The following is a 14,415-nucleotide window of genomic DNA, read 5'->3' as shown; positions in this document are numbered from 1 at the left end:
CCCCTCGAAAGGTCGCCCCGATCCGCCTGTTCTGCCCCGGCAGGTACTGCGTGTCGTCACCGGGACAGACTTGCCGTCCCGATGACGCTGTGCCTGTCATTACTTCTTCGCCGAGACGGCCTTGGCGGCCTGATCGATGGTGTCCGCCACGACCTCCGGCTGGGTCATGAACAGGGCGTGACTTGCCGATACTTTGGTAATCGTTGCCTTGATGCGCTCGGCCATATGGATCAGCATCGCCTGATCGAATGCCTTGTCTTCGGTGGCAATGACGGCCCAGCTAGGCTTGGTCCGCCAAGCGGCATGCTCGAGCTTCGTGCCGAAGGCTGACATATTGATCGGGACCTGTGCATCCCTCATGAATGCGACATCCGCATCGCTGACGTCATGCGCGAACCCGGCCTTGAATTTTTCAGGGCTGACATAACCAAAGCCGTCCTTGGTGGTTTCAATGACGAATTCAGACGCGGGAGCAAACCCCTCATATTGCTGGGCCGTCGTTTCGCCGGCATCCGGAGAAAGCGCGGAGACATAGACGAGGCCAGCGACCTTCTGATTGATACCGGATTCGGTGATGACAGTGCCGCCCCAGGAATGCCCGACGAGAATGACCGGACCGTCCTGCCGCTCAAGTGCACGTGTGGTCGCGGCAACGTCATCGGCGAGAGACGTCAGCGGGTTCTGGACGATGGTAACGCGATAACCGCGCTTGGTCAGATTGTCGTACACACCCTTCCAGCCGGAGCCGTCCGCGAAAGCTCCATGAACGAGGACAACGTTTCTGATGGACTGATCCTGAGGAATGGTGTCGGCGGATTTTGCCGGCAGAGCGGCAGTCAGTGTGGCTGCGGCTGCGATTGCAGCGACGGTAGTCGTGGTCTTGCGTGTCATGGCTTTCTCCTTTTTAAGTTGCAATAACTATTATCGCGATATGATTAGGCTGCCAGATGTTGATATGCGCGTCAACATAATTATTATCGCGATATTGTTTTTCGTCGTTTGGGCCGTTACCTTTCACAAGAACAGGAGCTCAGAATGACCGAACGCCACAATGATCCACCGCCCTTGCACGACCAGCTTTGCTACGCGATCTACACCGCGGGCATTGCAATCCAGCGGGCCTACAAGCCCCTTCTCGATGAGCTGGGCCTGACATACCCGCAATATCTCGTCCTCAACGTGTTATGGAGCGAGGACGGACAGACGGTCGGCGCCATCGCCCAGGCCCTTGCTCTGGAATCCAGCACCCTGACACCGCTGCTGAAGCGACTAGAGACCGCCGGCTTGCTGCGCAGGACACGAAACCTGAGCAACGAGCGGCAGGTCATCATCGCCTTGACCGACGAAGGCCGTGCCTTGCAGCACAAGGCAGGCTGCCTGAGCGACACTTTGCTCGCAGCCTCGACCCAGACGCCAAAGGAACTCGCTGCTCTCAACCGCGATGTGCGCCATCTCCGTAACGCGATCTACTCCCAGATCGGCGGATGGGACGCACCCGCCTGACCTTCAATGGGGGTAAATCGCCTCGATGCTCAGGCGGTCGGTACAGTCCCACCGTCGATCACATGCTCTGTACCCGTGATCGACGACGCTCGATTCGACGCGAGGAACGCGATCAGGTCGGCGACTTCTCCCGGCTTGGCCGGCCGCCCCAGCGGTATGCCGCCAAGCGAGTCCATGATCGTCTGCACCGCCTGGTCGTAACTGATACCGGCTTCCTCCGCGATACGGAGAGCAAGACCGTTGGAGCCCGGATCGGCGATCCAACCGGGGGAGACCCGCACCACCCGTACACCCTTCGGAGAGACCTCCTTGGAGATGCTTTTGCTGTAGGTGTTGAGCGCACCCTTCGCCGCTGCGTAGCCGGTTGTCGCTTGGTGCAGCGGAAGGATCCTCTGGATCGAGGTGACGTGGATGACGACACCACTTCCCTGAGCGATCATCCCAGGAATAAGAGCACGATCGAGCCTGACCGCCGGAAAGAAATTGAGGTCGAACTCCTTGTCCCACTCCTCGTCGGTGAGCGCGGCAAAACCGCCTGAAGGAGCGGAAGATCCGCCCAGCACATTTACAAGGATATCGAGCCCACCAAGTTCCCGATGCACCGCATCGACGACAGCCTGCACCCCTGCCCTGGTGGTCAAGTCGGCTTCGACGAATGCCGCACCGGATAAATCCGCCGGCCGTTTGCGGGCAGCGGTCAACACATGAGCGCCGAGCTGATGGAAGAGCGCCACAGTTGCAGCGCCGGCGCCCGAAGTGCCACCGGTGATCAGGGCTCGACGCCCCTGCAGTGTGAGGAACGGGGTCATACGGTTATCTCCAGTTCGGCGACCTTGTCGTCTGCCAGGACGAATAGGAACCGCAGATCAATCGGACTGCCAGGAAAGGAACCGACGGTGTGGGCCGTCACCACGGTCTTTCCGTCTTCAAAGGCGATGAGGAAGGGTTCCACCGTGTAGTCGTATTGCTGGCTTTCGCCCGCCATCCACGTGCAAATGGCGTCGCGCCCTCTATGGATCTCACCCTTATCTTTCACGATGCCATTTTCGGTAAAGGCATTTGCGACGAGTTCCGGGTCTCCACTTCTGTCCGCGTCGAAATAGGCTTCAATGGCCTTGGGCAATTTGACGGGCATCTTTGTACTCCAATCACGTTTCCAGCCTTTGCCGACTGCAGGCCTCGGCCCAACGGGGTCGATAGGCCCTAACTTAGTTCAGTGCGATTGACACGATAAGCGGGACTAAATAGGATGAGACGTTGCGAAAAGAGGGACAATGACGAGGTCTGTTCTTACCGATCTGGATGCTGTTCTCAGCATCGCCCGGCACAGTTCGTTTCGGGCTGCAGCGCTCGAGCTCGGCATGTCCACGACAGCCCTCAGCAATGCCATCGCAAAACTTGAAAAAAATTTGGGCATTCGGCTGTTCAATCGGACGACTCGAAGCGTCTCGCTTACCGATGCTGGCACAACATTTGTCGAGCGGATCGGGCCGGCTATGACCGACATCCACGATGCCATGCTCGCGGTTCAATCGCTTCAGGAGATCCCGACCGGCACATTGCGCATCAACGCATTTGCGTCGGCAGCCCGAGAGGTGATGGCGCCGCTCATCCTCTCATTTCTGCAGCGCTATCCCCACGTGCATATCGATCTGGTCACCGAGGGCCGGCTCGTAGACATTGTTTCGGCCGGCTTTGACATGGGCCTGAGGCCCGCCGATCTAGTGCCAAGCGACATGATCGCCCTGTCGCTTGGCCTCCACAGAAGTAATGCCGTCGTTGCATCGCCGGATTTCCTGCGAACTCACGGCAAGCCAATCGTTCCGGCCGACTTGTATCGGTTTCGCTGCATTCGTGCCCGGCTCCCCAGTAACGCACTTTTCCGTTGGCGCTTCGAGAAGGATGGAAATGCGCTCCAGATCGACGTGCAAGGCGCGATCACTCTAGACGAGCCAAGCCTTGTTAGGATAGCGGCCCAGAATGGGGTTGGGCTTGGTTACATCATGGAAGCGGATGTTCGTGAGGATATTGCGGCCGGGCGACTGGTGCGCGTTCTTGAGGACTGGACGCCCTCGTTGGCCTCGCTGGCGTTGTATTACCCTGGTAGGAAGAATCCGCCCGCAGCGTTCACCGCATTCATTCAGGCTGCTCGCGAATTTGCAAGAGAATGACCGACGTGCAGATGTTTGACGCCGGTGAACGCTGGCCGTTCTTAAGCTCTTGAATGAACCGCCGACCCTGCTACTCTGCTCTTCGAGAGCCTTGGAGTAATGTGAAACTTCGTCGCAATCGGCGAGGTCACTGATCGATCAGAAAATCAGCGGTACAAGATAAAGCGGGCGACATCCAACACCTATAATGCGGCGCGTACGCAAGAGACTGCGTAACGATAGATGTTTAACAGGCACGGAGCTCAACGAACTCCGTGCGTTTGATGAATTCAGTGCCCCTTGGCGTCTTCAGCTGCCGAGCATGCCCGACAGCTTGTAGACTAGGAGGCCGCTTGCAGCCAGGATCGACAGAAAGCCGCAGACGCCGAGCACGTTCTGAAACAGCTTGTTGCGCAGTGCACCCATCTCCCGACGATTGGAAATGATCAGCATCAGGCCGGCAAGGAACGGTGCCACCAGAACCGTCATGGCCTGGGCGAAGATAATCAGCTGAACCCGCGACCCAGGCGCAAGCGCTACCACGAAGGCGCCGAAGGCAAGTACGCAACCGACCAGGATCTTCGTTCGCAGGGCATCGAACGAACCACCCCAACTAACGCCGTCCGAGAGCAACGTCCCGCCCGCGGTTGCATTGGCGAGCATGGACGAAAAGGCAGCTGCGAAGAAGCCGAGGACGAAGAGCGTGCTACCTAGGGACCCCGCCAGCGGCTGAAACACATTGGCAAGCTGCACAAGGGTCTGCACGCGCTCCCCCGTATGGCCGAGCACAGCGGCAGCCACCATGATGACGAGGCAGGTCATGATGCCTGGCGCGATAATGCCCGGGAGTGTGTCGGTGATTGTCGAGTCCCGGTATTGATCGAAGCGCGTTCCCTTGGCACGCGTCGCGTAGCTGGTGAAGAAAGCCGCATTGATGGAAAAGTTTGTTCCAACCAGCGCAATGATCAGAAGCTGGGCGCTGGGGGGAAAGGTTGGAACGAAACCAGCGGCGCTGGCGACCCAGTCTGGTCGTGCGAGAACGGCGCTAAAGACAAAGCCCAGCGCCATCATGGCAACGAGCGCAAGTAAGATGCGCTCCACTACGCTGTAGACATTGCGCATCATCAAGATGAACCCGACGGCGACGCTGCAAACGAGTGTCCACAGGATCGGCGATCCGCCGAAGAGCATGGAGAGCGCGAGACCCGAACCCGCTGCATTTCCCACGGAAAAACACAGAGTGATGAAAAAGACGCTGATGCCGGCAAGCACGCCGACCGGCTTACCGAGCGTCTCCTTGATGGTCTGGATCATCGAACCGCGGGCGATGATGCCAATACGTACGCTCATGTCAGTGAAGGCAATCATCAGGACTGTCGACAGGACGATGACCCAGATCAGGGCATAGCCATAGGCGCTGCCCGCTTCCACGGCAGAGGTCAGATTGCCGGGACCAAATTGCCAGGCGCCAGCGACGAAAGCCGGGCCTATCAGGGCCAGCCGCTTGCTCCAGCTCAAGGCCGGCAGTTTCGAATTCTCGGTAGTTGCGGCGCGCATGGCCGGCAGTATGGAATCATTTTGCTCACGCACAGGCGTGTCCTCCTCCTCGAGCCGCGTGCACGCTTCGTCCTCCCGAACAGTGCGGCGGCATGACTTCCATCTTGATACAGGGCCGTCACACTCGGCGTCGATCCTGTATCAATTGCGGGGGAACAGGCCCCGCCTCAAAAGGAAGGCGGGGCCGAGTTCTCATTCGGCTGCGATCAGTTCCTTGGCGCGGCTGATCCCAGCGGCTTCGAAGGCGGCGAAGATTTCCGCCTCGGCCTTTTCGCCAAGGTTCTTCAGCGGCTCGCGGATCGTTGCATGGTCGAGGAGGCCGCGATGGACGAGACCAAGCTTGAGCGCAACTGTGCCTTCCATGTGAGAACCGCGGTGATAGACAGCACGCGTGATCGGCAGCAGACGCTCGAAGATCTCCCGAGCACGCGGATAATCCTGTGCCTTGCCGGCCGCGATGAGCTCGATCAGAAGCTCGGGTGCAATATTGCCGTATCCCACGAGCAGACCATCGACATCGAACATTGTGGGAAGCAGCCATTCGTCGTGGCAGCTGAGAATCTGGAGCTTGGGGTTGGCCCGTTTGATCTCAGGAATTTCCACATACCAGCGCTTCATGTTGCGCACGCCGTTCTTGGTGGCGACGACGCCGTCCTGGGTGGCAATTTCCAGCTGCGTATCCAGATCGTAGCTTGCCTTGGTCGCGTCTGGATATTGGAAAAGGATGCACTGAAGCCCGGATTCCTGCCAGATCGCCTTGTACCGATCCTGCGGTGCGCCTTTTTGAAAGCCGAAGCGCAACCAGCCGTGATTGGGATAGACCAAGGCTCCAGTTGCGCCGGCAGCCTTGCACTTCTTGGCCTCTTCTGCTGCCACCTTCGTACCTTCGCCGGTAATGCCGGCAATGATCGGGACCGCGCCATCCACGGCTTCGACATAGGTCCTGATAAGGTTCAGACGTTCTTCTTCCGTCAGGAACGTGCCCTCGCCGGCATGCCCCAGAATAACGAGGCTTTTCACACCGTCCATGCTGACCAGCCATTTGGCCAGACGTGCATTGGCTGCGTAGTCGACCTCACCGTCACAGGTGAAAACGGTTACCGGAGCGGGGCTCAGACCTCTCAAATCCATCACTTGCATCGAATATCTCCTCCTGTCGTGCTGGCTGCCTTTGTTCAAAACAGCTTAGGGATCGTTAGCGGGAACGTTCCCACTATCGTTTTCAATTCTGGTGGTGTCAATCCCTCTTTTCGTGCATGGTGGGGGCTCAACGAAGAATCGGCGCGAGAATGAGCAATACTGAAGCGAAACCGGACGAGGCGGCTCGCCAGACGCGAGTGACGATAATCGACGTGGCATTGGCGGCGGGGGTATCGAAATCCACGGTATCGCGCATTCTCGACGAGCGCCTGCCGCGCTCGGACAGCGCCACAGCGCGCCGGGTGAGAAAAATTGCTGAAGACATGGGCTATGTACGCGACGTGTCTGCGGCAAGTCTGCGGCGGGGGAGCACACAGACGATCGGTGTCATCGTGCCGCGACTGACCGATACCGTCATGGCCATGCTCTACGAAGCGCTCGCCAAGGCATGCAGCCGCAACGGCCTCTTTGCCATCGTAGCGACGACAGACGATCAGCCAAAGGCTGACCGTCTCGCCGCTGAATCGCTCTTGAAGCGGGGCGTGGACGGACTGATTCTCTCTACGGCGCGAGAAGGCGACGATTTTGCAGATACTCTGGTGGAACGGGACATCCCCTTCGTCCTGGCCCTGCGGACCGATGGCCGAAACCTCTCGGCCATCGGCGACGACCGCTTGGGTGGCTATCTGGCAACACGCCATCTTCTCGATCTCGGGCACCGCAGGATCGGCGTGATTGCGGGTCCTTCCTATGCCTCCAGCGCCCGCGGGCGCCTCGAAGGTTACCGCCAGGCCTTTGACGAGGCCTGCCTCGAAGTCCACCCGGATTGGATCGTGCCGTCAACCTTTGGCATAGAAGCAGGAGCCGATGCAGCCGAGACGTTGATGAAACTCGAGAGTCGGCCGTCGGCCATCTTCGCCGTCAACGATAATACAGCCATTGGAGCCCTCTCAAGCCTGACGCGCCTGGGTCTTTCAGTGCCGGATGAAGTGTCGGTGGTCGGGTATAACGATATACCGATTGTCAGCCACTTGCCGACCTCGCTGACGACCGTACGCGTTCCATTTGAGCAGATCGCCTCCAATGCACTCGACTTGCTGACCAATGGAGAGGCGTCACCGGAGGACCGCATTCGCTTGTCAGCTCCGACACTCATTCCACGTAAGTCCACCTCCCGCGCCGGACCTGACTCCTGATAAACAACCGGTGTATCCGCGCTGAGCGGGTACTGGGTCTTGAAGGGATTAGAACTCGCGACCCTCGTTTAATATCGGGACCTTCTGGCGAAAATTCAGCGAGTTAGAAGCGAGATGGATTGCATCAACCGAAATTTTGAGGAGTTCCGCCTAAGGGTTCAGCGCGTTATTGAGGTCATGCAATCCGACCATCAGCATCATTGGATCGGAAGGAGAAGACAGGAAGCCGACGGCCTCGTAGAAGGCTCGTGCGTCATCTGAAATCGCATGAACGAGCATACCTCGAATGCCAAGTACTTCCGCGGCATTGAGCAGGCGTAGGCCCGCGTCGCGCACCAATGCCCTGCCGATACCTCGCCCCTGGTAGGATTGATCAATAGCGAGGCGACCAAGCACAGCGACCGGAATTGGATCAGGCATATTGCGCCGAAAACGGCCAGGCGCTTCCGGCTGTTTCACGGCGCCGGAGGCGAGCGCGTAATAGGCGATGACGCGGCTCTCGTCGCACACGACGAAGGTCCGCGATGCCCCGCTTGCTTGATTAGAACGAGCGCGGCGTCGCAGCCAGTCGTCCAGTTCGGCGACGCCGGAATTGAATTCAGCCAGCTCGTGATGTTCGGCCAGGGGTGCCGGTGCGCTGAGGGTCACGCCTCATCCCACGGCGCTTTGGTCGACATCGTGCGCGTCAAACGCTCATTGGGCTGCGTAGGTGCATCGAGCCGGGCAAGGTATTCAGCATAGATTTCCGGGCCTACCGTAAAGATAGTGCGGTCGAGGAGTACTTCCTCGGCTCGGCGCTCGGAAGCCTCCAACATGAAATCCGTGCGCGTCTTACCAAGCAACTCAGCGGCTCGATCAATCAAGTTGCGGGTCGCGGGCTTGATGCGCATATTCAGCGGCACGCTTGCGTCCGAGCTTTTGCTCGTGTGTGAGGTTGGCATGGCAAACTCCTATTTGCACCTATATAGCGTAACGACAATATCTTTACAAGATTCCCGTAAAGGCATTGTCGTTACACAATGCGCGCGTTGCTAATTCGCGGCATTTAGCTTATCTAAGCTCTTGAACGGATATGAACCTATGTGCCGCACTGCGCGAAAAAGGCCATTGTAATCACAGCCTTAAGATTTCCTCTGCGTCGTTTGACTTCATCTTGAACCACAGGGATCCACCCGCCTTGAGCTAGGCCTCAGGCCCAAGACGGAAACGCATCCCGTCCGTCAGCGCGCCGGAATGACGTGGCGCTGCGCCCCGGCGACGGTCGCCGGCACGCGCACGTATTGCGCGATCCCAACATCATGGTCGTAGTCGCCGAGGTGGAACTGCAGTCCATTCAGGATCCGCTCGCAGGCGTCGACGATCTTTTTGCGGTCCTTGATCGGGTTGCTGTGAAACAGCTCTTTGCGTGTCTCCTTGATGACCCGCATCGTGTCGTTGAACATGGTTTTCGTGAAAGTGAAGCCGAGCCAGGGAAATTTTCGCTGTGACGTGCCATGGCGGCCCCCTATCTTCGGCGATCCGATCCAACAGCACCTTGCTATGAATCGCGTTGTCGTGCATTTTAAAACAAACGAACTAAAATGCATTTTGGAGGTCGAGATGATCTTAGAGGCTGATGATGTTGTCGGCACTGTATCCGAACTGGTTAAACGCGGCTACAGCCGCGAGTACCGGATCAAGGACCGGCAACTCTACGACCTCTCCGTGGACGAGCCTGTCCTAGTTAGCGACATATGTGTTGATGCTTCCGTGCGATTCGGAAGCAATCCTGACGCTGGTGACGGGACAAATATCTATGCGATCTCCGACCGTAGCACCCGCAACAAGGGACTTCTGATCGATCCTTTCGACTTGTTGGATCAGGAGTGCTCAAAAGAGCTTTTCGCGCGCCTCAAGACAGCGCCGCGAGAGACTCTCAAAGGTGAAGAGGATGTGCCAAGTCGCTACGGACTTCGGAAAGTCTATAAGAGCGAGTTCGAAAAAGATCCAGACCGCTTCGTTTTGCGGATCGGCTTTCCTGACTTCCCTCCCTGCCCCTTTGCGCAGTCCTTCTCCGTCCTGGGTTTCGACACCGCCGAGCAGCAATATGTCTGGCTCGTCACCGCTATCCTCCGCGATTCTCGGCTTGCCCGCATACCTTATCAAAACGCCGACACGCCGGATAATGATTGAGCGAACGAAAGAATCCCATGGTCGTGAATCAATCGAAGAATAGTAACAAGACGCCAGGTCACGGATATTGGCGGGCCAGAAAGGCAGCCGCGAGGAGGTGAAAATGGACAAACACATTATTCGGGAAGCAATGCTATCGCTGGAAACGAGCGCGCTCCAAAGCGCAAGGGAGAAATACCTGGACTATGTCGCCAGCGCGCTGCTCGACCGGAGCGAGCCCATCGAAAATGACGAACAGGCTCAAGCCAAGATGGCAAGCGATCTGTCCGAGGCCCTAGACGACACCGTTCACGACCACACAGACAAGATCGCCAAGTTGGGTATGATCGATTTCGGGCCCAAGTCGAGGGTCGAAGAGGGAGCGCTCATCAAGCTCTCCGGTCATCATTTTGTTATCGCCGTCTCCACGGGGAAATTCTCCTGCGATGGGCGCGACGTGATGGGAATTTCAACTAAGGCGCCGATCTACGCGGAGATTGAGGGCCTAAGAGCAGGCGAGAGCCTCCAGTTCAATGGGAGGAAACTCGTTGTCGAAGAGGTTGATTAGTATAGCAACTCGTCTCCCGTTCCGCTGAGTGGGCGCCAGATGGCATGAATATCGCGGCATCTCCGCTGCCGCATAGCCTTCCGAAGGTTGACGACCGGCTCGTGGTGAGCGCCATCGTCTACGGGTCTCGTCGGCTGTCCCCCGAGTGGACCAAATGACCGCCAACCTAAGCCCCGTACCGTTCCGTCTTGATTGAAGTCGTATCCAAGCCGGCGGCGAGCGCGCCGTCCACAGCAGCTTCGACGAAACTGTTCAAGCCGCAGATGAATACATAGCCCGGCTGTGCAGGAAGCCTTCCGGTGACGTCACCGACCATCGCTGCGTCGATGCGCCAGGCAAAGTCCGTCTAATTGTCAAAAACCAAAGAACCAGCACGCTGCCCCGAAGATAGGAACGTTAGATTTTCATCGCAATGGCAACCATAACGGGTTCTTCCACGCCTTCAATGCAGCCAAGAACATCTGCGTTTTCGCCGGAAGGAAACGACGGCTTGGATAAACAGCTTGAACAGCGATCTCAGGCGACGCCCAGTCGGATAACAAACGAACAAGTGAGCCGCGCCTGATGTGCTCTTCGCAATAATTGGTCGGAAGAAAACCAATGCCATGGCCTTTGTAGGTGAAGGCGCTCAGTGTCTGCAGATCGCGTCCGGAGACCGGGCCTCTGACTTGCACTTTCACCTCTTTCTTGCCCCTGACAAGATGCCACTCGGCTTCGTTATTGCGGCCGTTCAGCACAATGCAGCGATGCTGGCTCAAGTCTTCCGGTCTCATTGGGATAGTCCTCCCCCGCAGATAGTCGGGAGAAGCAACCAAATAGCGAACATTTGTGCCGATGCGCTGCGAAACGATCGTTGAATCGATCATTTCACCGAAGCGGATCGCGACGTCGACATTTTCAGCGACCAGATCGAGAAACGCGTTCGTCACCGCAAGATCAATTTGAATATCCTCGTATCTAAACAGAAATGATGACACGAATTCATAAAAAGCCTCATGCCCGAGCACGACGGGGACCGTGATCTTCAGCAAACCTTCCGGTTTCCGCTGTGTCTCAACCAGAACTCTCTCGGCCTCGTGGAGGTGACCCAAGGGGCCGCTACACTCTGTGAAGTAAGCTCGCCCCTGCGTCGTCAGGCTGAGTTTCCGGGTCGTCCGATGTATTAGTGCCGTCTGCAGCCGTTCTTCCAATCGGCTGACGCGGCGGCTAACGGTCGAAACCGGCATGCCCAAGGCAGCTGCCGCGTGGCTGAAGCTCTCCATCTGCGCGACCATAACGAAGATCGCGATATCATTCAAATCGGTCACGCTTCATTTTTGCATGAATGCAAAAGAGTTTCCATATTTTTCCATCTAATCGCCGTTGTCCGGATCTGTCATATTCATCTTGTCGAACAGCAACCGGCGTTGACAGAAGACGCAAGGTGTCAAGTTTCGCCAGGCTCAACCCAAGATTGATGTGAGAGACATCAGGCGCGGACTGCTTACGCATGTCCGAGTTCTGGCGCCGCATCACCGTGCTTCAACCAAGGCCAACGGCTCAACGGACAGGATTCAAAACGATGGAAAAGAATAAGACGGTTATTATCACGGGCGCCTCACAAGGTATTGGCGCCGCTCTTGCCAACGGTTTTCATTCACGTGGCTATAATGTCGTCGCGACATCTAGGCAGGTCAGTCAATCGAAAGAGATCGCGCAGTCGGAGCGTCTGGCTCTCGTCGATGGCGACATCGTAGATCCGACGACGTCGGTCAAGGTCGTCGACACCGCTGTCAAGCGTTTCCACTCCATCGATGCTCTTGTCAACAATGCTGGCATTTTCTTCACCAAGCCCTTCCTGGACTACACGCTCGACGACTACAGGAGACTTTCCGCGACAAACGTCGAAGGTTTCATCCATATGACTCAGCAGGTGGTGCGCCAGATGCTCCGTCAGGGCGCCGGTGGCAGCATCGTCAGCATCACCACCCCCTATGTGCATCACCCGATAGCCGGGTTGAACATCTCCTTGGCGATGGCAACGAAGGGAGGCATCGAGGCGATGTCTAAGAACCTCGCGATGGAATATGCCAATGAAAAAATCCGTGTGAATACAGTGGCTCCGGGCATCGTCGACACGCCACTGCAGAAAGACAATCCGGTCCAGTTCTTGAGGACGCTTTCGCCGATTGATGGCATATCGACGGCCGAAGAAATCGTGGATGCAGTGGTGTTTCTAACTGAAGCCCCGCGGGTCACCGGCGAAACACTCAACATAGACGGCGGCGCGCATCTCGGCCGCTGGTAGTCCGAACTGTACTAAACATGGAATCCGCGCGGTTGCTGCGCGGTTCGCTCCATTCAGATCCCAATGAAATGCCTGGCAACGATAAGGCTGCATGCGGAGCCTTATTGTCTCAGCAGGGAGTACGACGGAGATCAAAACACCTCCGGGTGGGCTACGAGCCTAGCCGGTCGTGGACACCGGGGAATTGGCGCTGACCCGGGTCCGAAACGCTTGATTGAAACTGAGGGAGGCCAAGAAGGCTCGTGCGAGGATGGCTTCACATCTCAGCCCATGGCGGTTGAACTCGACGCTCAGATGGCGAGGATCGCGTCGCGCGTGATCGTGCCGATAGCGACGTGAGAGGCATCTGTCACCATGACCCGATCGATCTTCAAAGCAATCATCTTCGAAAGCGCCTGGTGCAGGGTTGCGTCGCGACTGATCGTGGCGATCGCGTTCCCGATTTCACCCAGCATCATTACCTCGCTGACGGTAAAGAGCTCCAGCCTACGCAACGCGTGATCCGCTCCGATAAAATCCGTCACGAACGTGTCGGCGGGCTGCTGAAGTATCACGTTGGGAGTATCGTGCTGGATGACCTGGCCATCACGCATCAGGGCAATCGTATCTCCGAGCTTCAACGCCTCATCGATATCGTGCGTCACGATCACCACGGTCTTACGAACATGCGCGAGAATCTCTTTAAATTCATTCTGGATGCGGCCTCGTGCGATCGGATCGATCGCCCCAAAAGGTTCGTCCATCAAAAGGATCGGCGGATCTGCCGCCAGCGCGCGCGCCACGCCAATCCGCTGTCGTTGCCCCCCCGACAAATGTTTGGGGTAACGTCTAGCGATCTGGGCTGCGTCAAGCCCCACGAGATGGAGAAGTTCTTCCGTGCGCTGCCGGATTTTCCCCTCGTCCCAACCAAGCAAGCGCGGCACGGCCGCGATGTTCTCGTCGACCGTCAGGTGGGGGAACAATCCGACGTTCTGGATCACGTATCCGATATGTCGCCGGAGGATCACTGGATCCACGTTGGCGATCTCCTTGCCGTCAACGATGATAACGCCGCTGCTCGGCTCAATCAGCCGGTTGATCATGCGCAGAACCGTGGTCTTTCCGGACCCCGATGGCCCGATCAGTGCCATGGTCGTTCCCTCCGCAACGTGGAGCGTCAGATCGTCGACCGAAGGACGCCCCCGCTGGTCATATTTTTTTGTGACGTGCTCCAGCCTGATCACGGCAGATGCTCCCTGGCGAAATACTTCCGCTCCAAACTGCTGAGAAGCAGCTCGGCGCCGAGCGCCAGTATCGCGATTGGAATCGCACCAATGAGAAGTGTCGGCACATCAAGCGTGCCGATGCCCGTGACAATATAGTCGCCGAGCCCGCCCGCACCGATGAAGGGCGCAAGCGTAGCGCCAGAGATCACTTGAATGGTAGCCGTCTGGCCGCCAGCGAAGATCGCCGGGGCCGCCAGCGGCAACCTGACCTTCCTCATAACTTGGTGCCATCGCATACCCAGCGCGACTGCCGCATCGACCGCGTCCGGATCGGCGTCCCGCAGGCCAACATAGCCATTGAGGAGAATGGCCGGCAGGGCGAGGACCGTCAGCGCGATGATTGCGGGCACCACCCCAATTCCCATCACCGGTACCGTGAGGGCCAGCACCGCCAGGCTCGGAAATGTTCTCAGGCCCGAAGCGACGTTGATGACAACAAACGCAATCTTCGGCCGGCCCACAACGGCCGCTGCGAGGGCTAACCCGATCAGGAAAGCAATTGCCAGCGAGAGAACCGACATGGACACATGCCGGCCGAGCGCCGTCAGAAACTCGCGATCATGCTGAACGATCCAATCGGTCAATTGCTGCATCAACT

Annotated in this window: 17 protein-coding genes; 6 read left to right on the top strand and 11 right to left on the bottom strand. The window is 57.7% G+C overall.

The annotated features are described in order from the left end of the window. Positions 1-99: 99 nt before the first annotated feature. Complete coding sequence (locus tag QEO92_RS28405; RefSeq protein WP_227705517.1) at positions 100-891, bottom strand: alpha/beta fold hydrolase; 792 nt, start codon at positions 889-891, stop codon at positions 100-102. A 144-nt stretch (positions 892-1,035) separates the two neighbouring features. Between QEO92_RS28405 and QEO92_RS28400 the strand changes: the two genes are divergently transcribed. Beyond that, positions 1,036-1,503, top strand: coding sequence for a MarR family winged helix-turn-helix transcriptional regulator (locus QEO92_RS28400; RefSeq protein WP_227705516.1), 468 nt, complete (start codon positions 1,036-1,038; stop codon positions 1,501-1,503). A gap of 29 nt (positions 1,504-1,532) precedes the next feature. Here QEO92_RS28400 and QEO92_RS28395 read toward each other — a convergent pair whose 3' ends face one another. Together QEO92_RS28395 and QEO92_RS28390 are read right to left on the bottom strand one after the other, a co-directional pair. Beyond that, positions 1,533-2,312: an SDR family oxidoreductase gene (locus QEO92_RS28395; RefSeq protein ID WP_227705515.1), complete on the bottom strand. Its 780-nt coding sequence runs from the start codon at positions 2,310-2,312 to the stop codon at positions 1,533-1,535. Continuing rightward, on the bottom strand, positions 2,309-2,638 hold the full coding sequence (locus tag QEO92_RS28390) for a nuclear transport factor 2 family protein (RefSeq protein ID WP_227705514.1): 330 nt from the start codon (positions 2,636-2,638) through the stop codon (positions 2,309-2,311). The genes QEO92_RS28395 and QEO92_RS28390 overlap by 4 nt, the downstream gene beginning before the upstream one ends. 139 nt (positions 2,639-2,777) lie before the next feature. On the opposite strand from QEO92_RS28390, the gene QEO92_RS28385 reads away from it, so the two are divergent. Continuing rightward, a complete protein-coding gene (locus QEO92_RS28385; RefSeq protein WP_227705513.1) occupies positions 2,778-3,674 on the top strand; it encodes a LysR family transcriptional regulator in 897 nt (298 codons plus the stop codon). A gap of 288 nt (positions 3,675-3,962) precedes the next feature. Here QEO92_RS28385 and QEO92_RS28380 read toward each other — a convergent pair whose 3' ends face one another. Together QEO92_RS28380 and QEO92_RS28375 are read right to left on the bottom strand one after the other, a co-directional pair. Further along, positions 3,963-5,147 (bottom strand): Nramp family divalent metal transporter, encoded by a 1,185-nt coding sequence (locus QEO92_RS28380; RefSeq protein ID WP_280107549.1) that lies wholly within the window; start codon positions 5,145-5,147, stop codon positions 3,963-3,965. Between the two features lie 255 nt (positions 5,148-5,402). Then, complete coding sequence (locus tag QEO92_RS28375) at positions 5,403-6,350, bottom strand: dihydrodipicolinate synthase family protein (RefSeq protein WP_227705511.1); 948 nt, start codon at positions 6,348-6,350, stop codon at positions 5,403-5,405. Positions 6,351-6,499: 149 nt separating this feature from the next. Here QEO92_RS28375 and QEO92_RS28370 point away from each other — a divergent pair, with 149 nt between their 5' ends. Further along, entirely contained in the window at positions 6,500-7,546 is a 1,047-nt protein-coding gene (locus QEO92_RS28370; RefSeq protein ID WP_227705510.1) for a LacI family DNA-binding transcriptional regulator, read from the top strand. A gap of 150 nt (positions 7,547-7,696) precedes the next feature. Here QEO92_RS28370 and QEO92_RS28365 read toward each other — a convergent pair whose 3' ends face one another. The 3 genes from QEO92_RS28365 to QEO92_RS28355 all read right to left on the bottom strand — a co-directional run bounded on the left by QEO92_RS28365 (position 7,697) and on the right by QEO92_RS28355 (position 8,988). Further along, on the bottom strand, positions 7,697-8,194 hold the full coding sequence (locus tag QEO92_RS28365; protein WP_227705509.1) for a GNAT family N-acetyltransferase: 498 nt from the start codon (positions 8,192-8,194) through the stop codon (positions 7,697-7,699). Next, complete coding sequence (locus QEO92_RS28360) at positions 8,191-8,487, bottom strand: type II toxin-antitoxin system TacA family antitoxin (protein WP_227705508.1); 297 nt, start codon at positions 8,485-8,487, stop codon at positions 8,191-8,193. Before QEO92_RS28360 ends, QEO92_RS28365 begins: the two co-directional genes overlap by 4 nt. A gap of 279 nt (positions 8,488-8,766) precedes the next feature. Further along, the gene (locus QEO92_RS28355; RefSeq protein WP_227705507.1) at positions 8,767-8,988 is read right to left on the bottom strand and encodes a hypothetical protein; all 222 of its coding nucleotides are present in this window, start codon (positions 8,986-8,988) and stop codon (positions 8,767-8,769) included. Between QEO92_RS28355 and QEO92_RS28350 the strand changes: the two genes are divergently transcribed. Further along, complete coding sequence (locus tag QEO92_RS28350; protein WP_227705506.1) at positions 8,963-9,718, top strand: hypothetical protein; 756 nt, start codon at positions 8,963-8,965, stop codon at positions 9,716-9,718. The two genes, QEO92_RS28355 and QEO92_RS28350, sit on opposite strands and share 26 nt — an antisense overlap. 103 nt (positions 9,719-9,821) lie before the next feature. Continuing rightward, positions 9,822-10,265 carry a hypothetical protein gene (locus QEO92_RS28345; RefSeq protein ID WP_227705505.1) on the top strand — a complete coding sequence of 148 codons (444 nt, stop codon included), beginning with the start codon at positions 9,822-9,824 and terminating at the stop codon, positions 10,263-10,265. A gap of 404 nt (positions 10,266-10,669) precedes the next feature. Here QEO92_RS28345 and QEO92_RS28340 read toward each other — a convergent pair whose 3' ends face one another. Next, positions 10,670-11,572 (bottom strand): LysR family transcriptional regulator, encoded by a 903-nt coding sequence (locus tag QEO92_RS28340; RefSeq protein ID WP_227705504.1) that lies wholly within the window; start codon positions 11,570-11,572, stop codon positions 10,670-10,672. Between the two features lie 254 nt (positions 11,573-11,826). Between QEO92_RS28340 and QEO92_RS28335 the strand changes: the two genes are divergently transcribed. Then, positions 11,827-12,552 (top strand): SDR family NAD(P)-dependent oxidoreductase, encoded by a 726-nt coding sequence (locus tag QEO92_RS28335; protein WP_227705503.1) that lies wholly within the window; start codon positions 11,827-11,829, stop codon positions 12,550-12,552. 290 nt (positions 12,553-12,842) lie between these two features. On the opposite strand, the gene QEO92_RS28330 is transcribed toward QEO92_RS28335, so the two are convergent. Both QEO92_RS28330 and QEO92_RS28325 read right to left on the bottom strand, forming a co-directional pair. Next, positions 12,843-13,775 carry an ABC transporter ATP-binding protein gene (locus tag QEO92_RS28330; RefSeq protein WP_227705502.1) on the bottom strand — a complete coding sequence of 311 codons (933 nt, stop codon included), beginning with the start codon at positions 13,773-13,775 and terminating at the stop codon, positions 12,843-12,845. Next, positions 13,772-14,410, bottom strand: coding sequence for an ABC transporter permease (locus QEO92_RS28325; protein ID WP_227705501.1), 639 nt, complete (start codon positions 14,408-14,410; stop codon positions 13,772-13,774). The genes QEO92_RS28330 and QEO92_RS28325 overlap by 4 nt, the downstream gene beginning before the upstream one ends. Between the last annotated feature and the right edge of the window lie 5 nt (positions 14,411-14,415).

Source organism: Neorhizobium petrolearium (assembly GCF_029854435.1).
GTDB lineage: Bacteria > Pseudomonadota > Alphaproteobacteria > Rhizobiales > Rhizobiaceae > Neorhizobium > Neorhizobium petrolearium.
The sequence above is the reverse complement of the archived record's forward strand: the minus strand, read 5'-3'. Positions and strand labels throughout refer to the sequence as shown.